The following is a 22,104-nucleotide window of genomic DNA, read 5'->3' on the forward strand; positions in this document are numbered from 1 at the left end:
CTCGACGTTATTGTCGAATATTCGACGATACTTGCATCGAATATTCGGTGAATATATCATCGAGCTACCGAGTTTTATTGGACCTGCGAGAGCAGGGGGAGGTCCCTATAGCGATACCCATCAACTTCAAGGAGCTAGTGAGTGGTTCCGTTGTCGAGTCGTCTCGCATCGAGGCAAAGGAGGACTTCAATCCCGAGCGCGTCGTGCATACGATTTGTGCTTTCGCCAATGATATCGACAACATCGGTGGCGGTTACGTGCTCATAGGGGTTGCTGAGAAGAACTCTTTGCTCCAGTTGCCACCGAAGGGGATATCACGCGAGCAGGTCGACAGCGTTCTCAAGAGGCTGTCCCAGCTATGCCGGGGGATCGAGCCTCACTACGAGCCTATCGTGGAGCCGAAGCAGGTTGCCGAGAACAGGTATGTAATCGTCATATGGTGTCCCGGCGGACAGGGTAGGCCATACAAGGCGTACAAGAACGTTTACAAGAAAGGCTCGACCGAGAGGCTCTACTACATTCGAAAGATGGCCAGCACTCCTGTGGCTACGTCCGAGGAGGAGAGAGAGCTTTACTATGTGTCCAGCACCATTCCCTTCGATGATCAGGCCAACCTTGCCGCTTTTCCCAGCGACCTGAGCCTTGCGTTGATGCGTGATCACCTAAAGGAAATTGGAAGCAGCCTCTACGAGCAGTCCGAGCACGCAACTCTTGAAGAGCTTGCTGACGACCTGCAGCTGCTGTCAGGGCCACCTGAGAGCCTTCGTCCGCGCAACGTCGGTATCCTCATGTTTTCGGACCACATCCATACGTATTTTCGTTACGCGAGAATCGAGGTCGTCGATCTGCCCGACCCCACGGGTCAGAATATGGTCGAGAAAACCTTCACCGGACCTATCCAGCGCCAGCTGCGAGATGCTCTTACTTACATCAAAAACTACATGCTTGAGTCCAAGATCGTGAAGTTCGCCGATAGGGCAGAGTCTCAGACCGTGTTCAACTATCCCTATGCTGCTGTAGAAGAGATACTCTCCAACGCCGTGTACCACCGGTCCTACAAGGTCAGTGAGCCAATCACGGTGCGAAAGACGCCTGACGCGCTCGAGATCACCAGCTATCCCGGATTCGACCGCAGTATCAAGGATAGCGACATCCAGTCTCGCAACATCCGTGGGCGCATCTACCGTAACCGCCGTATCGGTGACTTTCTCAAGGAGCTCCACCTCATCGAGGGAAGGAACACAGGGTTCCCCACGACGTTTAGGGCTCTGGCGGACAACGGTTCTCCCATGCCCGACTTCCAGATGGACGAGAATCGCAACTACCTCTCGGTAATACTGCACGTCCACCCGGCGTTCCAGCCGCAGGAAAGCAGGAGGGACGCGGGGCGGCGGGAACTGGAGCAGCGGATACTCGACGCGCTGCCGGAACGACCGGTGCTCATCTCTGAGCTCGCGAGGCTCCTGGGCTATAAAGGCATCACGAAGAGGCTCCGCATCACGGTTGATGCGATGCTGTCGGAGGGAACTCTTCGATCCGTGCGGGACGGTGCTAGGAATAGGATCGCCAGGCCATAGAGCAGAGATGGGCGCAGGAGTCTACCGCCCGTCAAAGCTACGCTCCGTTGCTGGAGGTGACGGTAGCGGAAGAGAAGGACTTCCCTACGCCGCCTGCATGAACTTGGCCACCGCGCCGGCCGTCTGCTCTTGCTGATCCTCGGCGCTCACGATCATCGTGCCGCCTCCGTCCTGTGTTCCGTAGTCTCCAAACTGTGTATGGTTGTCGCCCTCAATGACCACCTCGGTGTAGTCGTCTGGGCGCAGGCCGGCGTACACGGTGGCCATGGTGCCTCCCAGCGAGTGCTCGCCTACGCACCAGTGCAGGTAGTGGTATGCGCCGCTGTCAATCACCCTGTCGGCTGCGTCTATGTCCAGGAAGGCGAAGTTCAGGGGCGTGCGTACCAGGAACACGTCGGTGCCCCTCTGGGCAATGGCCAAAAGCTGGGCGGCGTAGGTCTCGCACTGCACCTTGCCGCTGGGGTAGAACACCAGCGCGTCGTCGCTGCCGGCAAGTGCCGCCTCGGCCCGCGGTATCGCCCAGGAGTACGCGCTCGTGTATGTAAGGAACACTACAATTAACACGGTGATGGCGGTCAGGACACTGATCGCGACGCGTCGCAGAATCGTCCTGGGTCTCAATGGCTTTGTCCTCCGCGCGCACTTCTTGGCGCCTATGTATTCTCTTTCGCCTGTAAAGTCAGCTCGTGGTATCCGACCCAGATGATTTTGTGATAACACAGATGCTCTTTTTGGCTGCGAGAAACCCCGCTATCTGCACCTTAGATACTCGAAGACGAATTCAGCAGTGTATTTCTTTCCCCATAGCCCCAATGCTAATGGATAGCAGGGGAAACGCGGACATGGCCAAAGCATGGGCTGAGACATCCGAACGAACGCCAGAGTGCGAAGTGCCCACAGGGGAGGACCATGAGGGAATCGATTACTCGCAGGCAGCTTCTGCGCGGCACTGTGATAGATGTCATGGGGCTTGGGGTTAACGAGAGCCCTGGGGGCCTGCTCGTTCAACACAGTTGACGAAAGCGTCCCGGTGGTATCCGATAGCGGCGTGCAGGCTACCGATATCGTCTCTACGGCAGGTGTCCCCCTGCTGGACCTTTCGAACCAGGCGCAGCTCCCGCAGTTTGGACTGAGTACACAGGCGCAGGCGCTCGAGTCTGACTCGAGTGAGTCCGGTCGTGACCGCCTGAACGAGACTGTCAGACAGTCGGTCGTCACCGCGCTGTCGGTGGGGATCACCACCTGGACACAGTCCATGGCTACTACAACGAGCGATACGTGGGACAGGGAATCATTGACAGCGGTGTTCCTCGCGAGTAGATTTGGCTTACGAGCAAGCTTTAGCCCAGTGACTACGCTAACGCCTCTCGAACTATCGACGAAAGGCTCGACCGTCTGCTGGTAAACTACCTCGATTGTCTGTACTTGCACCATCCGGCTGGCGACTACATGGGCACCTGGCAAGCCTTAGAGGATACCTATCGCCACGATAAGATGCGTGCTCTGGGTATCAGCAACTTCGACAACCTGCCGGGCGCCTTCCAGCAGGTTGTGAACAAGGCACAGGTAAAGCCACAGATCATGCAGATCGGATGCCATCCCTACGCCCAGCGTCACCAGACGCAGCAGCTGGCGTCACAGTATGATATGCAGGTGTATTTCCTGGGCCATGCCGACCCAGCCCTGCTGGGCAACGACACGCTCATCGACATAGTTCAGGAGTACAACAAGAGTGTGGTACAGACAATCTTACGCTGGCACCTGCAGGAGAGCTTCTCCGCCATCCCTGGGCTCACGAATCCCGACCACATCCAGAAGCATATCGACGTCTTTGACTTCGAGCTCACCAACGACGACATGGCGCACATCAGGGCGCTGGACCGGGGAGAGGGAGGTCGGTACTTCAACATCGACTATCGCACTGCTGGCATCTTCTTCATGTCGCTGAACGAGCAGAGGGATGCATGGGGTCCTCTTGCTGGAGATCTCGTACGCATTCATGTGGATGGACTTTGACGTACAGGAGTAGGAACCGTGGGCTACTCGCCAGCCGCGGGCAGGACGATCTTCTCGAGGATCTCCTCCAGCACGCCGTCGTTGTTGGTCGACTGGGCTTGGTAGTTCGCCACCTGGTCCAGGCCGTCGCGGGCGCTAGCGACGCAGACGCCCACGCTGGCGGTCGCGACCATGCTGGCGTCGTTAGCGGCGCCGCCCGCGGCTATTGTGTCGGCGAGGTCGACGCCCAGGAGCTCTGCGAGCTGTTGAAGGCCTGCGCCCTTGTCGACGCCCTTGGGGTTGAACTCCAGGTAGCGCCCCGATCTGGAGGTCGTGGAGGTGCCCACTTTGAGGTCAGCCGGTATGCCCTTCTCAATACACCACAGCTCATCGGTGCCGTCGGGGATGCAGTAGAGCACCTTCGTGATGGGCACGTCCTTCAAAAAGTTGAGGGTGGGCTCGTCCATCAGCTCGTAGTCCATGTGGCCCGCCAGGTAGCTAATCTCATCCGGCTGCAGTCTCCAGGTCCAGGCCTTACCGGACACCTCGCAGAGGTGCAGGCTGACGCTGCCCAGGCCCATGCCGTAGAGAAAGAGCGCCTCCGCCTTCTGGTGTGACAGCGTGTGGTAGGTGCGGGCCTGGGGTCACCGATGCGGTTCAGGCAGCCGCCATTGTAACTATAAGGTGGGCCCTCTAGGGAAACGATGATTAATTCCCAATGATGTGCCAGAAAGGACCAGCTACGTGGCCTTTCGCGGCCAGCATAGGCATTAATCATCGTTTCCCTAGAGGGACTCTCGGTAGCATGAGTCAGTAGCTAAAATAGGTATGCCGTGGATCAGATTTCTATACTTCTTGGTATTTGAACGACTACGAGTAACGCCTACGCTAGTTTGTACTTAGATGCCCTAGCCTTTCCGATGCGTTTGACAGTGCCGTCTTTGATGAGGGCTCGTATAGCTGTGAGCGTGCGATCTCGGGTGAGGTTGCACACGACCTGTAATTGCGCACGGGAGAGTTCTGTGCCACCTTGAAGTGCCCGCACGATATCTTGTTCATCTTTTGTGCCCTTGTGTGCTGTTACAAATGGCAGCATAACTGAGATACTCTCTGGTCCAATCCGAAAGCTTGGAGTACATGATGTCTCTTCGTATGCGGCTTTTATTCGAGGTATTCCTGACCCCAAACTCTCAATGAGCTGTAGGCGCAAAAACAGTCCGGCCAAGATAGGGTTTCTGAGAACGGATACTCTGCCTTCTCGATACTCGAATTCAGTTATGCCAGAAGGAAGTCCTCCAGGGGAAGTGATGGAGACCTGCCCATTGTTGATGGCAACTTGTACATTTGCGTTGACATCCCATGTCCTGTGGACGATGGCATTAACGTAGGCTTCACGAAACGCACGTGCTGGCACTAATTCCCGCCGCTCTCTGCGGGTTCTGTCTATCACTTCGACAACGCAGTATGTCTCGTAATAGTCTAAAGCTAGTTGATACTGCTGGAGAACAGAGACGCCAGAGTTGCTGGAACGGGAGGCAATCACATCAACTGTCGAGCCATATCTGACAAAATCTGTGCCTGGGAAGGAATTCTTATCTGCTACAAGTGCGGCTGCGTTGGTATAACCGTCTCTGTTGAGCAGGCCCAGCGACTTCAGAACGTTGTCATCTGTATTCTCGATGTTTAGAGACTCTCGCAACGTGGAATCCAAAATCGAAAAAGATAGATCTTGCTGGGAGGAGGGAAGCGAGTCGAATGTTCTATTTTCCCCTTCTAGCACAAGACGAGATAGGGCAAGACGATCTACTGGCGCCGACGCTGAGTCGTTTCTGCAATATGCCTTGCCATGATAGAGGTAGGGCTTATCTAGGCCCTCTTCTACTGTGAGCGTTACAATACTCGATTGCAGATCGGGAAGTAGGCTGAAACGGGGTCGTGGCTCGATTGAATCATTAATTTTGTTTTCTATGTCCAGGCAAGCTTGAATCGGATTGGCAAGAGGCGCAGGGGAGCCATCGTCAGCGATGCCAAAGATTATTTTCCCGCGCCCATAGTTGGCATATGCGCTTACTGTTTTTAGAAATGATGATGTGATGGCAGCTTTGTATTCAAGGCTCGGTCCCTCACGGTTCATGGGTGCTCCTATCTACTGGGGATAGCATCGTAGAGAATCATAGCATACGATAGCTACGATAAAGCGCATCGTAGCTATCGTATGCCTACGAAACTGAGATTCGTATGAATGTGGAGAAAGACAGTACAGGGCATTTACTGCTGCGTGGCGATCCTAGGGAAACGATGATTAATGCCTATGCCGGCCGCGGAAGGCCACGTGGCTGGTCCACTTTGGCACATTATTGGGAATTAATCATTGTTTCCCTAGGAGCTTGCAGAGGCTCATGGGCTTGAGCTCGTATCGGAGGAGATGTATCTCACACTCGAAGAGGTAGAGCCACTCGACGAGAAGACGACGAGCTAGATCCTGAGACCTCGGGATATGCGGGAGCAGGGAGCTGCTCTCTTCGGATCCAGGAGATATGGCCGTACCTTCATCTGCTGCAATGGCGCCGATGTCTACTATGCGTCGCGCGGCTTCAGAGCCTGCCTGCCGCTTGGATAGGCGAGATCAGAATAGCGAACCATGAAGAAAGGGCACCCGCCTCTGCGGACGCTCAACGTGTGCACTACGGTATGTCGCGGATCCTAGAACTTGATGAGCGGAGTCTGTCGGGCTGCCGCATCTCCTACCTTGAAGCCTTCACACTCCTGGAAGGAGGAGCCGACAACGATGTTGCCCGGGGAGGTCTGGGCTGCATTGTCGTAGGAGAGCATGCAATCGTTGTAGCTCTGGCGAGCATAGAAGACACGGTTCTCGGCGTCGATGAGCTCTGCCCGGAGCTGCTGGAAGTTTGCATTGGCCTTGAGGTTGGGATAGGCCTCGGAGACGGCGAAGAGCTGGCGGAGGACCGCAGTGAGTTAGTTGTCGGCAGCAAGGTACACGCTGGTCGTCGTGGTGCTCGTCGTTAGTGGCACGTGCTGCCACCACGGCCTCAAGCGTCTCGGACTCGTGCTTCGCATAGCCTTTGACGGTCTCCACGAGGTTCGGGATCTGGAGCTGGGTGTCGATTGTCTTCAGCGCATTGTTGCACTGGCTGTTCTTCTCGACGATGCCATTGCGTAGAGTGATGAACCAGATAGCGAGGATAATTACGATTGCAGCGATGATGAGTGCGGCTGCCGTCGAACGTCCTTTCTGACTGGGACACCGCGTGATGCAGTACCTGTGACATACAACAGGTAGCTGCATTGCAAAAATGACGGAGGGGGGGGAGGAATTTGAACCCTCGAGATGGCTAGGCCGCCTGGCGGTTTTCAAGACCGCTGCATTCAACCGCCCTGCCATCTCTTCGTGGGCGTTTAACATCGTGCCCCAAACAGCATGTCTTCAGAACAGGCATCTGCTGTAGGGGAGTTCTGTACAGATTCCTGAATCCGCTCAGTGAAAATTGCTGGCCGTTCGCAGACTGAACTGAGGCGATTCCGAGAAGGGGCTCGATGTTGTGCTTATAAACAAAAAATATGTTTATAATATCTATATGCTCGGCTTTGAAACAGTATTTTTGACTGCTTGAATACAGAGAAATGGTGGGCGGAGGCTACAATGAGGATTCTAAAATTCGAGATTGACGGTGACAGGCTTTACAAGGATGGAAAATTCTTGATGGATCTCTATGCGACCGATCGCGTTGCACAGCCAAGAGATGGGAGTGCGCTGCGTGGTGTCATGCGTTTAGGCAATTCGAATATCTATACGCAGAATGTCATCGCGCTTTCCGGTATAAATGCTTCCGGCAAGACTACCACTATCAACCTGCTGAGGATGGTTGCTGATTACCTCTCTGTGTCTTCTGACATGCGTTACGATCGGTATTCCTCTGCGACAATTCCGGCAAAGCTAAATAAAAGCTTTGGACTGAAGGCAATATTTTGGCACAGGGACAAGTACTATGCGCTGGATGCAGAACTTGGCAGAGGCGCGGCAGATTCGATAGTCCCGTATGTCATCCAGGACGAAAGGCTCTACAGATTTAAAAAGTCGTATCCGACAAAAAAAGAACTAGCTACGTTTGATGGCTTCATTGCTCAATCCGAACTGCTGATACATCGCGCCGCGCAGGATAATGAACCTGGTGCGCTTTCTGCCGCAGAGAAGACGTTCCTGCAGGACAACATGAGTGTCGTTTCCGCAATTATTGGCAAACGCGTGAAGAAGTACGGGATTGTTACAGGGCATCTCGAGGAAAAATCATACGCAACACCCTTGGTCAATGCCTTCGATGGAAGTATCGAGTCTCTTGGATGGGATCCGGAGAGCGAAGTATATCGTCTCAAGTTCTACAGAGAGCCAGAACGTCAGCTTAGCCGCAATGCCGCAGAGAGCCAGCTTTCAAGCGGCACCTTGGTTGGTGCCGATCTCGTTCAGCATGCAATCTATGTTCTCAATCATGGCGGCATCATGATTGTGGATGAGATTGAGAGGGGACTCAACAAGTCTCTGGTCGAGACTATCATGAACATCTTTCTCTCTCCCACAATCAACAAGAATGGCGCCCAGCTCGTCTTCACGACGCACTATCCGGAAATCATTGATGGGCTGCCCAGGAAAGACAACGTGTACCTGCTGGTACGCGATGAGTCCTATAGGACAGAGGTCGTCAAATATTCTGACCGGGTCCACCGCATCGAGAACAAGAAGAGCGAAGTCATTCTCTCGAACCTTATCAGGGGCTCCATGCCCAGCTATCCCAAGGTACGCGATCTCATGGCTTATGTCCTTGCTTCTGTGAAGGACGGTGTCAATGAATAGTAGAAGAGAACAGCTCCGAAGCGAGCTTTCATCAAAATATGTTCTCTTCAGTTGCGAAGGCACAGCCGAGGCAGTGATCGTACAAAAGCTACTGGAAGACGATGCGTTGGTTGTGCCTCATGACAATGTTGTGTTGGATTTCGATACGCAGAAACCTTATACGCGGCTCAGGAAAGCAAAGGACATTGAGAGCAGGTTCTTCGGATACGATTATCCGAACGGACTTCTCATAGCCAGGATTGTCGACGTCAATCCTGACAAGTTTGTCATTTCGAAATGCTATAAGGATACGGTTGTGTACCATGACATCATTACGAGACAGGAGATCGAAGTCCTGATTCTTGTCAGCGAAGGTGAGTATGACGAATGGTATAGGCATGGCAAACAGAAGGTGAAGGCCAGCGACTGGTGCAAGCAGAAGCTGAAGATGGGTAGAGTCAAGGAACGCGTATTCCTGGAGGATTACTGGCAGCAGCATGACCTGGTTGCTGCCATTCACGGCTACACGCATCATCTAGGCAGCCAGAAGAATGCGCAGTTCAACCTCGAGGACCTGCTGAAGTGAGACAAATCACATCTAGTGAAGAAACGATGATTAATTCGCCTCGATGAGGTAGCTGGAGCCGCACGCTGTATGACATCGGCTCAAAATGTCTCGAACCACACAGTGCCCATACCCACATAGATGCCTATCTGCCTGCGGATATGTTATAATTACAGCAACGTATTCCAGCATATCCAAAAGGAAGATATGGACAGCCTGATGAGCTTTTAGGACCTTAAATCCTAAGGTCTTAGGAGAAAGACCAGGCGAGAGGCACACCTGGAGCAAATGGATGTAATCGTTGTGTGGGATAGCTGGATTGCATTGGTAGAACCCAGCTACCACGGACAGGCTCCTGTCAGGCATGTGCGCGGTGCAAAGACGAAGCTTTGGATGTATCTGTTGCAGGTCATGTTTGGGCTCTTAAGACGAGGGAACTTAAAGATGCTATCTTGGATTGCCACTCCTGGCAGCGCTTCTGTGCACGTAGACCTCATGTCTGAGCAGGTGCCAGATGCGACGACACTTGCGAAGAGGCGCCATAGCCTTAAAGCGAGAGGAGTTCGGCAAGGCTTGTGCTTCACGACCTGAACTTAGAACTTGAAGAAGCAGGGATCACGGCGCGGGGTGGCTCCATAGTGGATGTGACCTTCACCTGGGCTCTAAAGCTCCACAAAGAACAAGGACCATGCGCGTAACCCTTAAAGCGCACCAGTCCAAGAAAGGGAAGGAGTGGCGTATCGGATACAAGGCACATATCGGCGTGGATGCCGCAGGTGGCCTTGTGCATGGTGTGGAGACGATTGCTTAGAATGTATCTGACATATCCTGTGGCACACACACTCGTAAGGGAAGATGACAGGTTTTTCTGCGCAGACTTTAGGCTATATAGGTATAGCGAAGCGCCCTTAAGGACGCATAAAGACCCACACCTCTCATCTATGCGCTAAAGCGTTGCTAAGGAAGCCTTCGACTAGAGAGGACCTTGCCTGTGCACTCTTCTCCGAAAAGGACATCGAGTCCAGGAAGGCATCCGGCCGCTCAAAGGCAGAAGCACCCTTCCTTATCGTGAAGCGGCGCTTCGACCCCTTAAGGAAGCGCTACAGGAGGATAGAGAAGATGCCTGCACACTCAAGTCTTTCTCGCCCTTGCAAACCTTACCCATGTGCATCTTTTGCCGGCAGGCTGCACCTCCCGGCTCTCAGCGTCGCTTGATCCATCTTGGAGCTTTCTTGCGGTGCATGGGGCAGGACGGATGTAAGGATAGCGGCTCCTGCACGTGTTGGATGAGCAACCTTTTCTGCCTTTCCCGCATGCCGACCCAGAAAAGTCGTGTGGTCGGTCCCCTCTGACACGTTATGGGGCATTAATCATCGTTTCCCTAGATACTATCGTCGCTTGCGGCAAGGTCCGGGCGCTCCTCCGAGATGCGCCCTGCTATCTCCTCCGAAGACCAGTGCTCGTCCCGCATGAGCCCCACGGACCAGCGAGCACCTATGTGGATCGTCCATGAGCCTGAGGGGCCTGCAGCGTAGCCGTGAGGGGCCTGCAGCGTAGCCGCCTTACATCCGCACGCCTTTGCGCGCTCGATGCGCGGCAGGGCCTTCCCACCCATTGCGCCTGATCTTGTGGGATATGGTCGACTTGTCCCGTCCGAGCTCCCTTGTATCTGGCTGACCCCCTCCTCATGGCCCTTCCAGCAAACCATGATGTCCTCGCGCTTCTCGATGCTAAGATGGCTGTAGAGCCGTCCATGGTGCCTGCAATGGATGCATGTCTTTGCAAGCACCATCATAGGTCGCGCCTGGGCGGCTAGCTCGTATTTCCCTGTTGCACTCGGAGTGTAGATTCGCCAATGTTTCGTCACCGATATTTATGTTGACAAAGATAATGCGAGGTAATATAAAGTCATATAACGTAATATAACAATAAGGAGGTATAGACAGGATGAAGCAGGAACACATGCAGCAGATAGCGGCAGCTCGTCAGGCGATCGAAGGCCGCATGAAGGAGGGGAAGATATCGCGCATCTATTTCGTGGCATGTGGCGGTTCACAGGCAGTCATGATGTCAGCTCAGTACATGTTTGACCGTGAGTTGAATATCCCGTCTGCTACCTACACATCCAATGAGTTTAACTACGGTACTCCGAAGGCATTTGACGCAAGCTCGATCGTTATCACAATCTCGCATTCTGGGGCGACACCGGAAACCGTTGCAGCTGCTCAACGTGCTACCGATAGCGGTGCACTTTCGATTGCATTCAGCAATGTTGTCAATTCTCCGCTTTGGAGAGCTGCAGGATATCCTATCCATTATGATCACGGCGAGGAAGCTGACGAGGTCGACAAGGGAGGAACCGTCGAGCTCAGGGCATGGTTCGAATTCCTGAAAGCGCTGGATCCGCAGAATGTTGCCCGTTGGCAGGCTGCTTCAGATGCAGTCGAGAGCCTTCCTGACCTCAAGGCGAAAGCTGCAGAACTGTATCGTACCAAGTGCACAGAATATGCAGACAGAACAAAGCGCGAGAAGCTTATCTATACCATGGGCTCTGGCGCAAACTACGGTGAGATGTATTCGCTTGCTATCTGCTGGCTTATGGAGATGCAATGGGTCAATTCTAACTGCATTCATTCGGGAGAGTATTTCCATGGTCCCTTTGAAGTGACGGACTTTGATGTCCCCTTCATCATTTCAGTCGGAAATGGCGCTACTCGCCATCTTGATGAACGTGCACTGGCTTTTGCCAGCGAGTTCTCCAAGGAACTCCTTGTGATTGACGAGCGGGCCTTCGACTATTCTGGTGTGCCCGAAAATGTGCAGGAATACTTTGCGCCTGAGCTGCTTGGCGCTGTCATCCGCGTGTTTGTTGAAGCTCATGCACATGACACTGGACATTCGCTTTCTGTCCGTCGCTATATGTGGCAGATGAAGTACTAGAACATACTATACAGCATGAGAGTGCGCAAAGGAGGGAGGGAATTGCGATGAAGCTTATATCGGTTGGCGACTGTGTCTGCGATTGCTACCTGGATGATGGAATCTACTATCCAGGTGGTCAGGCAGTCAATATTGCCGTCGACGCACGTCGCTCCGGTGCGGAGGCTTCAGAGTTCATTGGAATCTTCGGCAATGATGACGCTGCGCGCCATATTGAGTCTTCCTTGATGGAGGAAGGAGTTTCCACCGGGCGCTGCCGGAGAGCCATAGGCGCCACTGCCATGCCTGGAGTTCGCATTATTGATGGCGACAGAGTGTTCTTCAGAGGAAAGCGAGATACCGTTGCCCATCTGTTGCGCATGAGGATTTCGCAGGAAGATCTGGACCGTATTGCAAGGTTCGATGTCTGCCACGCTACCAATGAAGCGGGGATTGACGATGAGCTCGCCCGTATCCACGGTGTCACTTCTCTTTCATATGACTTTTCAACCGAGTACGAGCGCTCGATGCTGGAGAGGCTCTGCTCCACGGTTGACATCGCCTTCTTCTCTGGTGCAAGCCTGCGTGAAGAGGAGTGCGAAGAGCTCGCAAGAACGGCGGAAGGCTTCGGATGTACTGTTGTGATCGTGACACGTGGAGCTGAAGGCAGCATTTGCCTTGCAAAAGACGGTATGCATCATCAGGGCATTGTGAGCTGCGATGCAATCGATGCGATGGGTGCTGGAGATTCCTTTGCTGCGGCATTCCTTGTTCTCTATTTCGAGACGCATGATGTCGATAGGGCACTTGCATTTGCAGCCGAAAGAGCGGCCCTGACCTGTACTTACCACGGAGCCTTCGGCCATCCTCACCCTTGCAATTAACTGTTATTCAATAAATTGCCCAACTGGGTAGGCGGAGTCTTTCTGCCTGTTTTTGATAGCTATTTTTATTGCTCTGACCAAATGATCGTTAGGCTCGTTGGCAGATTGGAGTACAAGATGAACTTCAAGTATGGTATACCCACTATGAGTAGGCGTGACTTCCTGAAGGTAGGCTCTACTGTCGGTCTTGTGTTTCTGGGCGCGGGACTTGCTGGATGTGGTGGCGGTACAAAATCGGGAACCTCTGCGAACATATCAGCTCAAAAGACGGTGAATATTGCCGTATCAAGTGCTGTCATGGCGCTCGATCCTATTGTTGCAGGAGATTCCGTCTCGATGGGCTTAATCTCGAACTGCTGTGAGGGGCTCTTCGTCAAGGATATCGACAATCAGTCGGTAAATGGCCTCTGCGACACGTATGAAGTGTCGGATGACCAGATGACGTATACATTCCACATTCGCGATGGTGTGAAATGGAGCAGTGGCGATCCTGTCACTGCAGCTGATTTCGTCTATGCCTGGCAGCGCAATGCCGAGGCGGAGAATGGTGCTGCTGACTTCCAGTACCAGATCGAAATGGCGGCCATCAAGGACTACAGTGACGTCCTTGCAGGCACAAAGGATGTGAGCGAGCTTGGTGTAGAGGCCAAGGATGGCAGCACCATCGTCATGACCCTTGAACACCCTGTGCCTTTCCTGCTTGACCTGCTTGCATTTACGCCTTGGGCTCCGGTCCAGCAGAAATTCCGCGAGGACAAGGGAAGCAGCTTTGCGCTTACGAAAGATGACATGCTGTGCTGCGGCGCTTATACGCTGACGCAATACGATATTTCTGGTAATACCATTACGCTTACAAAGAATCCTGATTATTGGGATGCCGTGAACGTCGATGTCGATGTCATCAATCTGCAGGTCATCTCGGATACCCAGCAGGCAGTCATGGCATTTGAAAATGGCACGGTAGACTATGTGCAGCTGACGGGAGACCTTGTCAACCAGTACAAGGATACTGATGGATTTGTAAAAGAAGCAGGCAACTTCAACTACTACCTGATGATCAATACGACGCTTCCGGGTCTCAGCAACCTCAATTTCCGCAAGGCAATTGCATATGCCCTGAATCGTGAGGATATCTGCAACAACGTCTTGAAGGACGGATCCACTCCGGTCAATCAGATGTGCATGGTGGGGCTCTTTGCCAAGGAAGATGGTACAGACTTCGCAGCGGCAAGCCCGCAGCTCTATACATACGACGTGGAAAAGGCACAAGAAACCTGGAAGCAGGCGCAGCAGGAGACTGATGTGAGGGAATTCACGATTCTTTACGATCAGGAGAAGGACTTCGCTCAGACAACCTGCGCCTATATACAGGACACTCTGCAGAAGACATTGGATGGTTTGACCATTAACCTGGAATCCACGCCGAAGAAGAATAGGATTGCCCGGGAGGGAACGCATGATATTGAGGTCTGCTTCCACGCCTGGGGTCCTGACTACGCCGATCCTACAGCAATTCTTGCCATGTATGAATCTGATCATCCTTCCAACTATTCGTGCTGGAAGAACGACGAGTTTGACAGCGCCTATGAGAAGGCCAACACGACTGATGCTGGCAATGCCGATGCGCGCTGGGATGAGCTTATGCGTTGCAATGAGATCTGCACCGAGCAGGCGGTCTGCATCCCTATCTATCAGACAGGGGCTGCAACCATTACGCGCAGCGGTATCGAAGGAGTGACGCAGCATATCACTGGCATTCCTTGCTACTATAAGTTCGTGACTTCGAAGTAGCAGTTTCACTCCAATAATCTGCCGGATCATGCTGGCGGGCAGAGCAGATTGATTGCTACTGCTCGCTAGCTATTGCAGAGGGGCATTGCGGTTTGCCAGGAGCGTTGAGCATCTCGGCATAAATGCAAGGAGGGCTTCATGACAGCTAGAGCCATAAAACAGGAGAGAAAGTTTGTCAGGCGTAATGGCATGGGACGCTATATAGTGAAACGACTCAGCATAGCAGCGATTACGCTGTTCCTCATCCTTTTCATCCTGTTCTTGCTGCTGTCATTCATGCCAGGATCTCCATTCAACAACGAGGAGAAGCTGTCGTCCGATCAGATAGCCGCGCTTAAGGCGTATTATGGGCTTGATAAGCCTCTACTTGAACGGTTCTTCATCTATATCGCTAATATGTTACATGGCGATTTTGGTGTGTCCTATAACATCCAGATCAATATGCCTATTTCGGCAATGGTCGGGCCCAGAATCTGGACTTCCGTCTCCATTGGTCTCGAAGCCGGTATCTTGGGAGCGCTTGTTGGCCTGGTGCTCGGCGTTATTGCGGCACTGAAACAGCACACTGGCTGGGATACAGCTGCAACTATCATTGCTGTTCTCGGTGTGAGCCTGCCGTCATTCGTCTTTGCGCTGGCGCTTTCTTATTTCCTTGGATTCAAGGCAAAGCTCTTTCCTCTGATCTTCGATTCAACGCATCCCTTCATCTCGTCAGTTCTGCCTGTGATCGCGCTTTCGATGTTTACTCTCGCCAGTGTCGAGCGCTATACGCGTTCAGAAATGGTAAGCATCATGGAATCGGATTTCATGCTGCTCGCTGAATCGAAGGGCCTTTCGAGGGGGAAGCTCATCCTGCATCATGCGCTGCGGAACACGCTTATCAGCGTGATAACGGTGCTTGTACCGCTGTTGGTGAGCCTTATGACAGGATCGCTAGTCATCGAGAAGATATTCTCGATTCCAGGATTGGGAAGCCTCTATATCACTGCAATCCAGTCGAACGACTACAATGTCGTCCTTGCAATCAGCTTCATCTATAGCGTGGTGTTCATTCTTGCCATGCTGCTGGTCGATGTCTTCTATGTGGTTATCGATCCACGCATCCGTATCACTGGAGAGGAATAGCGCATGGAAACCACTAATGACCTGTTCCGACTGAGCACAGCATCTCATGAAGAGGCAGACAACCGCGAATATACAAACTACTCATTTGCGAGAGAGACCATCAATCGCTTTCTCGCAAATAAGGGTGCAACTGTCGCCGTTGTCATTATCTTTCTGATCATTCTGCTCGCTATCATATGCCCTATGCTGAGCCCCTATACCTATTACGATGTGGATTCCTCTCAGGCGAACCTGCCTCCACGTATCCCTGGTATTGAACAGCTTGGAATCTTTGATGGCACACGCAATGAAGTCGACTATTATGCTACTTGTGACGCTCAAGATGCCTACCACTATTTCGGCACAGATTCGCTGGGACGCGATATCTGGACCAGAGTCTGGTGCGGCACGCGCATTAGCTTGGCCATCGCATTGGTTGCCGTCATAGTCGATGTGGCAGTCGGAGTCGTCTATGGACTTGTGAGCGGATACTTTGGTGGCAAGGTCGATCTGGTCATGCAGCGAATCTGCGAGATTCTGAGCTCCATTCCGCAGCTTGTCATCGTCACTCTGATGATTGTGGTGCTTCAGCCTGGTCTCGGCAACATTGTTATAGCCCTCTTCATTACAGGATGGATAGACATGAGCCGCATCGTGCGTGCTCAGGTGCTCAAGCTCAGGAATCAGGAGTTTGTGCTGGCTGCAAGAACCTTGGGCGTGAAGCCGCATGACATCATCCTCAAGGAGATACTTCCCAATACACTTGCGCAGATTGTGGTCACCTTCATGTTCAGCATCCCGAACGCAATCTTCCTTGAAGCCTTCCTTGCGTTTGTCGGTCTGGGCGTGCCAGCACCCACAGCTTCACTGGGCACGCTCATCAATGATGGCTACAAAGCAGCGACCATCTTCCCGTATCAGGTAGTCGCTCCTGTTGTAGTGCTTGCTGTGCTCATGCTCGGATTCAATCTGTTCGGCGATGGGCTTCGCGACGCTATCGATCCGGAAAGGTCGTGACGAGCATGGGAAATGCACGGCAGCAGGTTCTGAAAATGCGCGACCTCAAAGTGTCGTTCAAGACGGCAAATGGCATCGTGCATGCTGTCAGAGGTGTCAATCTCGATGTATACCGTGGCGAAACTGTCGCTATTGTTGGGGAATCGGGCTCAGGCAAAACAGTTACCGTCAAGCAGGTTATGGGCATCAGGTCGCATAACGAGATTGTTGAGTCCGGAACGATTGAGTTTACCTATACAGCAGACAATGGCAGTATTAAGATAGTCGATCTTATGAAGCTTTCAAACCGGGAGCTTACATCGCTCAAAGGCTGCCATATCGCTATGGTCTTCCAGGACCCGCTGACTTCTCTCGATCCAACTATGACCATCGAGCGGCAGCTGGCAGAAAGCATCGTAGGGCATACCGATCTGCATGGAGACAAGCTGCATGAACGCTGTGCGGAGCTTCTTTCTTTGGTCGGTATCACTGATGTGGAAGCACGCTTGAAGAGCTATCCCCATCAGCTGTCAGGTGGCATGCGTCAGCGTGTTGTCATTGCTGTTGCACTGTCCTGCAATCCAGATCTTCTTATCTGCGATGAGCCGACCACTGCCTTGGATGTGACCATCCAGGCACGCATACTCGAGTTACTACTGGAGCTCCAAAGAAAGCTCGATATCGCGGTCATCTTTATCACGCACAATCTGGGTGTTGTCGCAAAAGTGGCTGACTATGTGAATGTGATGTATGCAGGGAAAGTCATCGAAGCCGGAACAACTGAGGATGTCTTTTTCAATCCCCTGCATCCCTATACGTGGGGGCTGCTGTCCAGCATGCCGTCAGTTACTGCCAGCAGGGATACGCGCCTCTACACCATCAAAGGCAATCCACCCAACCTTCTGAATGAGATTGTCGGAGATGCGTTTGCACCGCGCAATCCCTATGCACTCGATATCGATTTTGTTCAGGAACCACCTGCATTCAAGGTAAGCGATACGCATTGGGCGGCGACATGGCTTCTTGATCCAAGAGCGCCCAGAGTCGAGATGCCTGAACAGCTGAAGCAGCGTATTGCTACGATGCGCAGGGAAGGAGAGCAGTGATGTGCGAGACGAAGAATGATGGCACGAAGGCCCTCCTGTCCGTACGCGATTTGAAGCAGTATTTCGAGATTCCTGGTGGACACATCGTCAAAGCGGTCGACGGCATCTCGTTTGATATCTACCCAGGAGAGACCTTTGGGCTGGTAGGTGAGTCCGGTTCCGGAAAATCTACAACGGGTCGGGCAGTGATCCGGCTCGATGACATTACATCGGGATCTATCACGTTCGAGGGGATGGATATATCAGGCAGGCTGATGCCTGATGTGGAGCAAAAGCTCCGCACTGACATGTCGATGGTCTTTCAGGATCCCATGGCTTCGCTCAATCCCTATCACAAGGTCATCGATACCATAGCAACTGGATTGGACGCTCATTTTCCACATATGAATCTCAAAGAACGGGAGACGAAGGTCTTCGAGATGATGGATCGTGTCGGTCTTTCGCACTCGCAGGCAAACCGCTATCCCAGTCAGTTCTCAGGCGGACAACGACAGAGGGTCGGCCTTGCGAGAGCCCTCATTATGAACCCGAAGCTTCTCATTGCCGATGAAGCCATATCGGCACTTGATGTCTCGATCCAGGCTCAGGTCGTCAATCTCATGAAAGATATCCAGGAGGAGACGGGAACTGCCTATCTCTTCATTGCACACGACCTGTCTATGGTCCGCTACATTTCTCAGCATATTGCCGTCATGCATTTGGGCCATATCGTGGAGCAGGGGACCACTGATGAGATTTTCAGGAATCCTATCCACCCCTATACAAAGTCATTGATATCGGCAATCCCACGTCTCAATCCCATCACTGAGCGCATGAGAAAGCCTCTCTCATATGACAAGGATGACCTTGGTATAAAATACGAGGAGGGCTGCTATCATCTGGTGGCTACTGGACATGCTGTACTGGGTACAGATGATGAGCTTACTCAATGGGTGAATTGAAGTTCTTCTCTCACGGGAGGATATGTGAATAGCATCAGGCAGGGGCACGAGCAGGAAGCGAGATCTCATACCTTCGATTCCAATACCAATGGGCTTCTGTATCTCCAGCTTGAGACAGAGCTCAAGCAGGCAATTCTGGATGGAAAGTACGGCGTAGGAGAGCGCATACCCACAGAGCAGGAACTCTGCGATATGTTTGGCATGAGCCGCATCACGGTACGGCGGGCTGTGCAGGACCTTGTGGAAGAGGGCCTCTTAAACAAGGTCCGTGGCCGTGGCACGTTCGTTGCAGTGCCCAAGCACATACTCGGTGCACAGCCAGCACCTGAACGCGGCTTTGGCGATATGTCGAGCACCGGAAAACGAACTGTTCATAAGGTTCTTGAGAAAAGTGTCGAACATGCAGATACAGATTTGGGCAAGCTTCTTGGGATAGCTCCTGGAGCCGAGGTGTACTACATACGTCGTCTAATCCTCGAAGAGAACTTCCCGATGGCAATTGACAATCTCTTTGTTTCGGCGAAACGCTTCCCTGATCTTCCTGATCTCCTGCATGATGACACGTCGTTCTATGAACTTGTAGACGAGCACTATCAGTATAAGTTTGGGATGGAGAGTCTTACACTGGATGCCTCTACGGCGCGTGGAGACGAAGGAACTCTCTTAAGGTGTCCTGTCGGATCCCCCCTCTTCATTTTGCGCAAGAAGATGTACTGCGCCAATGGAGTCCCGATGCACTATTCGAAGAGCATCGTACGGGCGGATAGGATTTCGTATCACTTCGAAGTCGATCGTGATGGACATGTTGTCAACCAAGGCAAGGAGTTCTCTCTGACAGTTGGAGGATCAGCCGTATAGCTGTGCCTGACCTGTGTCAATATTTCGGACGGCAGATTGTCAAGCTGAGTGCAACATCTCCTTAAAGACCTCGTTGGCTGTCCTGTATTTCAGGACCTTCCTCGCCCTGTCACAGATCAGCTCCACCGCATGCTGCACCTCCTCATCCGTGACCTTGCTGAAGTCGTTGCCCTTAAGGGAAGAACTTGCGCAGGAGCCCGTTGGTGTTCTTAACTGTCGGCTTTTGCCATAGATGGTGAGGGTGGCAGAAGTAGAACTGCACGCCTCCCAAGGCCTTTGTGAGCCCTGCATGCCCTGCGAGCTGCTTGCCCCACTTAGGCGTGAGCGTCTCGAGGGGACGTCCTTGTAGCAGCCCGACCTCAGCCTTAGAGACACTCCCGCTGTCGTGGTGGCATCTTCTTGCGACAAGCAGCCTCACTGCCCTGTCGGCAAGCACGAGCAGGCACACGGGTCCCGCTGCCACGAGCGTGTCGTCTACCCACTCTCCGAGGCAAGACCTCGCATCGGCCTGCTTTGGTCTCTCCTTTACGCTGTGTAAGATCTTGATCTTGCCCTTTGGTCTTAGGCCTCTTGCTGCGATCCTCTTCCCCTTCCTGCGCAGGTGGTGCCGCACCTGGCCTTCGGGGCCGGATCCCGGCAGGTCGAGGGTGGCGGCTTGGACCTGCCGGTAAGAATAGTCGGCAGGCTCAACGACGCACCTGCCGCCACCCTCGAGCCTGAGATATAGTCTATCTCCTCCAGGGACCAGTGTCTGTCCATGATGAGTAAGCGCACCTTCTGCGTAAGCGCAGGGTCTGAAAGCCGCCTTTTCGCCCTGCATCTCCTGCGGCGCTCATCCGCCCTCCTTTTGGGCAGTACATGCCCTAAAGCGTCCGTGCCGTGCGTTCCTCTTGAGCTTGTGGCAGACGCTGGAGCTGTCCTTGCCGATCTCTGCCGCGATATAGGCAATTGACCTTCCCTTGTGCCACGCAGCTTGGCTATGCAGTTTCTCTCCTGTGGGCTAAGATGTGTGTAGTGGCACATTCCTTCCAGCTTTCGACGTTGATTGAGACAACCAACATCGTAGCCTTCCGAAGTGTGCCATGCTTGCATTCAGCGGGCTATCCTGTTGCACTTAGAATGCTAATCCGCCGTGGCAAAGAAAGACCTCGCCACGGCACTATCGCAGCAGGTGCCCAAGCGGCTGCAGGAGAGCCTCACATCGTTGTTTTTAAGCCCATAGAGCAGGCAAGACAAGTGCCCCAGCCACTTCGTAGAAGACCCCATGGAAGAAAAGCAGGAACTCGCGCAGCCTTCGCTGCATCGCATTGACGAGCCCGAGCTCGCCGTGCACGGCCTTCTTCGCCACGCTCGCCGTGTGCTTGAAGACCCCAGGCGAGGAGAGCCACGCGCGCATATCCTGCATGGTCGTCAGTGGCGACCCATAAGCTGTCGATGATGCCTGAAAGGGCATCTGTCAGCTCTTCTGAGCTGTAATCTTTTGGTGGACAGTGGGATTCAGGGACTGGCAACAGATATGCTCTGTCCAGATACCCACCTACCAACACCAGCAGATTGAAGCGATGAGATGTCAGTGAGCGCAAGCGAGATAGAGAAGGCAAAGTCCCGCACGAAGCCAGGGACACCCAAACACTACACTGAAGGAGTATTGCCTCGAGGCCATCGACTACTACAGGAAGGCACGTAAGGCCAACCCGAAGAAGAGCATCAGAGGATGCGCCGCGAAGCTTAAGGGTCAACGACAAGACCTTAAACGACTGGATCATCAAGCACTCAAAGACCAAAAGGGTCACCCAGGAAAGGACCGACGAGCACAAGCAGCTCGACGCAGTGAACAGGCGCATACACGAGCTCGAAAGCGAGAATAAGTTCCTAAAAAGTGGCAGCCTTCTTCGCCGGAAGCCTCTGACGAAGGACAGGTTTTAGCTCATGCTGGAGAAGAGGGCAACCTACAGCGTCTCGATGATGGAGCGCGTACTGGAGGTGAGCAGGGCTCACTTCTACAGATGGCTCAAGGCCAAAGGCGGCGAGGACCTATGGGGTCCTATCAAGGAAGCCATCTGCGCGATATGGGAGGAAAGCGACAGGCGCTTTAGCTTTTGCTAGGTCTGATCCAAGCTCACAGGTGACCCGAAGTTACGCAAAATTTACAGGCACGACCCGCTACCGTGTGCGCAGGTGCATGGCTAAGCTAGGCATCTGCGGTATCTGATCCAATGCCTCCAAGAGAACGATACTGCCCGCACCGGATACCCCCGAGCGCCCCGCCCTCACCCGGCGCGACTTTTCGTGTCTTGTGCCGACAGCCAAGCTCGTGGGTGATACAACCTATCTCAAGACCACGGCAGGCTTTATATATCTTACCGTCGCGCACCATCTGTGCACACACATGGTGGTGGGCTGAAGCATACAGGACAACATGAGGGCAGGGCTTGTCGTCTTTGCCCTGAAGATGGCATATTCGCGCGGATACGTGGCTGGAGGGGCCATATTCTAAGCAGCCCAGGCAGCCAGTACATAAG

General features: G+C 53.2%; 24 protein-coding genes, 1 tRNA gene and 2 pseudogenes. 18 read left to right on the forward strand and 9 right to left on the reverse strand.

Features of this window, described 5'->3' with window-relative positions; all coding sequences use genetic code 11:
* Positions 1–77 precede the first annotated feature (77 nt).
* Positions 78–1,577: an RNA-binding domain-containing protein gene (locus tag J4859_RS01640; RefSeq protein WP_212332224.1), complete on the forward strand. Its 1,500-nt coding sequence runs from the start codon at positions 78–80 to the stop codon at positions 1,575–1,577.
* 84 nt (positions 1,578–1,661) lie between these two features.
* Here the strand turns inward: J4859_RS01640 and J4859_RS17380 are convergent, their stop codons facing one another.
* Positions 1,662–2,297 carry an alpha/beta hydrolase gene (locus J4859_RS17380; protein ID WP_371812137.1) on the reverse strand — a complete coding sequence of 212 codons (636 nt, stop codon included), beginning with the start codon at positions 2,295–2,297 and terminating at the stop codon, positions 1,662–1,664.
* Positions 2,298–2,547: 250 nt separating this feature from the next.
* Here J4859_RS17380 and J4859_RS01650 point away from each other — a divergent pair, with 250 nt between their 5' ends.
* Both J4859_RS01650 and J4859_RS01655 read left to right on the forward strand, forming a co-directional pair.
* Complete coding sequence (locus J4859_RS01650) at positions 2,548–2,982, forward strand: hypothetical protein (protein ID WP_212332229.1); 435 nt, start codon at positions 2,548–2,550, stop codon at positions 2,980–2,982.
* Positions 2,976–3,593, forward strand: a complete 618-nt coding sequence (locus J4859_RS01655; protein ID WP_249113846.1) for an aldo/keto reductase — start codon at positions 2,976–2,978, stop codon at positions 3,591–3,593. The genes J4859_RS01650 and J4859_RS01655 overlap by 7 nt, the downstream gene beginning before the upstream one ends.
* 23 nt (positions 3,594–3,616) lie before the next feature.
* Here the strand turns inward: J4859_RS01655 and J4859_RS01660 are convergent, their stop codons facing one another.
* Both J4859_RS01660 and J4859_RS01665 read right to left on the reverse strand, forming a co-directional pair.
* The gene (locus J4859_RS01660) at positions 3,617–4,153 is read right to left on the reverse strand and encodes an HAD hydrolase family protein (protein WP_212332233.1); all 537 of its coding nucleotides are present in this window, start codon (positions 4,151–4,153) and stop codon (positions 3,617–3,619) included.
* Positions 4,154–4,455: 302 nt separating this feature from the next.
* On the reverse strand, positions 4,456–5,706 hold the full coding sequence (locus J4859_RS01665) for an ATP-binding protein (RefSeq protein ID WP_212332235.1): 1,251 nt from the start codon (positions 5,704–5,706) through the stop codon (positions 4,456–4,458).
* A 363-nt stretch (positions 5,707–6,069) separates the two neighbouring features.
* Here J4859_RS01665 and J4859_RS17385 point away from each other — a divergent pair, with 363 nt between their 5' ends.
* On the forward strand, positions 6,070–6,192 hold the full coding sequence (locus J4859_RS17385) for a DUF4256 domain-containing protein (RefSeq protein ID WP_212332237.1): 123 nt from the start codon (positions 6,070–6,072) through the stop codon (positions 6,190–6,192).
* Positions 6,193–6,275: 83 nt separating this feature from the next.
* Here J4859_RS17385 and J4859_RS17390 read toward each other — a convergent pair.
* The 3 genes and pseudogenes from J4859_RS17390 to J4859_RS01680 form a co-directional block, all read right to left on the reverse strand.
* Positions 6,276–6,488 (reverse strand): annotated as a pseudogene (locus J4859_RS17390) (LemA family protein); the annotation flags it as partial.
* Positions 6,489–6,636: 148 nt separating this feature from the next.
* Positions 6,637–6,879: pseudogene (locus J4859_RS17395) on the reverse strand (hypothetical protein); the annotation flags it as partial.
* A gap of 8 nt (positions 6,880–6,887) precedes the next feature.
* Positions 6,888–6,981 (reverse strand) — tRNA-Ser (locus J4859_RS01680).
* A gap of 252 nt (positions 6,982–7,233) precedes the next feature.
* On the opposite strand from J4859_RS01680, the gene J4859_RS01685 reads away from it, so the two are divergent.
* From J4859_RS01685 to J4859_RS01700, 5 genes are all read left to right on the forward strand, one after another.
* On the forward strand, positions 7,234–8,439 hold the full coding sequence (locus J4859_RS01685; protein ID WP_212332238.1) for an ATP/GTP-binding protein: 1,206 nt from the start codon (positions 7,234–7,236) through the stop codon (positions 8,437–8,439).
* Positions 8,440–8,551: 112 nt separating this feature from the next.
* The gene (locus J4859_RS01690; RefSeq protein ID WP_212332239.1) at positions 8,552–9,004 is read left to right on the forward strand and encodes a hypothetical protein; all 453 of its coding nucleotides are present in this window, start codon (positions 8,552–8,554) and stop codon (positions 9,002–9,004) included.
* A gap of 267 nt (positions 9,005–9,271) precedes the next feature.
* Positions 9,272–9,574, forward strand: coding sequence for a hypothetical protein (locus J4859_RS01695; protein WP_212332241.1), 303 nt, complete (start codon positions 9,272–9,274; stop codon positions 9,572–9,574).
* A gap of 97 nt (positions 9,575–9,671) precedes the next feature.
* Positions 9,672–9,794 (forward strand): transposase, encoded by a 123-nt coding sequence (locus tag J4859_RS16650; RefSeq protein ID WP_256436800.1) that lies wholly within the window; start codon positions 9,672–9,674, stop codon positions 9,792–9,794.
* A 143-nt stretch (positions 9,795–9,937) separates the two neighbouring features.
* Complete coding sequence (locus J4859_RS01700; protein WP_212332244.1) at positions 9,938–10,198, forward strand: hypothetical protein; 261 nt, start codon at positions 9,938–9,940, stop codon at positions 10,196–10,198.
* Between the two features lie 166 nt (positions 10,199–10,364).
* On the opposite strand, the gene J4859_RS01705 is transcribed toward J4859_RS01700, so the two are convergent.
* Entirely contained in the window at positions 10,365–10,778 is a 414-nt protein-coding gene (locus J4859_RS01705) for a hypothetical protein (protein ID WP_212332247.1), read from the reverse strand.
* Positions 10,779–10,930: 152 nt separating this feature from the next.
* Here J4859_RS01705 and J4859_RS01710 point away from each other — a divergent pair, with 152 nt between their 5' ends.
* The 8 genes from J4859_RS01710 to J4859_RS01745 all read left to right on the forward strand — a co-directional run bounded on the left by J4859_RS01710 (position 10,931) and on the right by J4859_RS01745 (position 19,582).
* Positions 10,931–11,923, forward strand: coding sequence for an SIS domain-containing protein (locus J4859_RS01710; RefSeq protein ID WP_212332250.1), 993 nt, complete (start codon positions 10,931–10,933; stop codon positions 11,921–11,923).
* Between the two features lie 47 nt (positions 11,924–11,970).
* Entirely contained in the window at positions 11,971–12,786 is an 816-nt protein-coding gene (locus J4859_RS01715; RefSeq protein ID WP_212332253.1) for a PfkB family carbohydrate kinase, read from the forward strand.
* Between the two features lie 144 nt (positions 12,787–12,930).
* On the forward strand, positions 12,931–14,577 hold the full coding sequence (locus J4859_RS01720; RefSeq protein ID WP_212332255.1) for a peptide ABC transporter substrate-binding protein: 1,647 nt from the start codon (positions 12,931–12,933) through the stop codon (positions 14,575–14,577).
* A gap of 138 nt (positions 14,578–14,715) precedes the next feature.
* Positions 14,716–15,702, forward strand: coding sequence for an ABC transporter permease (locus J4859_RS01725; RefSeq protein WP_212332257.1), 987 nt, complete (start codon positions 14,716–14,718; stop codon positions 15,700–15,702).
* 3 nt (positions 15,703–15,705) lie between these two features.
* Positions 15,706–16,698, forward strand: a complete 993-nt coding sequence (locus tag J4859_RS01730; protein ID WP_212332260.1) for an ABC transporter permease — start codon at positions 15,706–15,708, stop codon at positions 16,696–16,698.
* A 5-nt stretch (positions 16,699–16,703) separates the two neighbouring features.
* Positions 16,704–17,783: an ABC transporter ATP-binding protein gene (locus tag J4859_RS01735; protein WP_212332262.1), complete on the forward strand. Its 1,080-nt coding sequence runs from the start codon at positions 16,704–16,706 to the stop codon at positions 17,781–17,783.
* Positions 17,783–18,724 (forward strand): ABC transporter ATP-binding protein, encoded by a 942-nt coding sequence (locus tag J4859_RS01740; protein WP_212332264.1) that lies wholly within the window; start codon positions 17,783–17,785, stop codon positions 18,722–18,724. Before J4859_RS01735 ends, J4859_RS01740 begins: the two co-directional genes overlap by 1 nt.
* Positions 18,725–18,748: 24 nt before the next feature.
* Positions 18,749–19,582 (forward strand): GntR family transcriptional regulator, encoded by an 834-nt coding sequence (locus tag J4859_RS01745; RefSeq protein ID WP_212332266.1) that lies wholly within the window; start codon positions 18,749–18,751, stop codon positions 19,580–19,582.
* A gap of 172 nt (positions 19,583–19,754) precedes the next feature.
* Here J4859_RS01745 and J4859_RS01750 read toward each other — a convergent pair whose 3' ends face one another.
* Both J4859_RS01750 and J4859_RS01755 read right to left on the reverse strand, forming a co-directional pair.
* A complete protein-coding gene (locus tag J4859_RS01750; protein ID WP_212332268.1) occupies positions 19,755–20,402 on the reverse strand; it encodes an IS30 family transposase in 648 nt (215 codons plus the stop codon).
* Between the two features lie 390 nt (positions 20,403–20,792).
* Entirely contained in the window at positions 20,793–21,035 is a 243-nt protein-coding gene (locus J4859_RS01755; RefSeq protein WP_212332270.1) for a hypothetical protein, read from the reverse strand.
* 476 nt (positions 21,036–21,511) lie between these two features.
* Between J4859_RS01755 and J4859_RS01760 the strand changes: the two genes are divergently transcribed.
* Positions 21,512–21,688 (forward strand): hypothetical protein, encoded by a 177-nt coding sequence (locus J4859_RS01760; protein WP_212328833.1) that lies wholly within the window; start codon positions 21,512–21,514, stop codon positions 21,686–21,688.
* The last annotated feature ends 416 nt before the right edge of the window (positions 21,689–22,104 follow it).

It is taken from the genome of Atopobium sp. oral taxon 416, from assembly GCF_018128285.1.
In the GTDB taxonomy this organism is placed as follows: Bacteria; Actinomycetota; Coriobacteriia; order Coriobacteriales; family Atopobiaceae; genus Olsenella_L.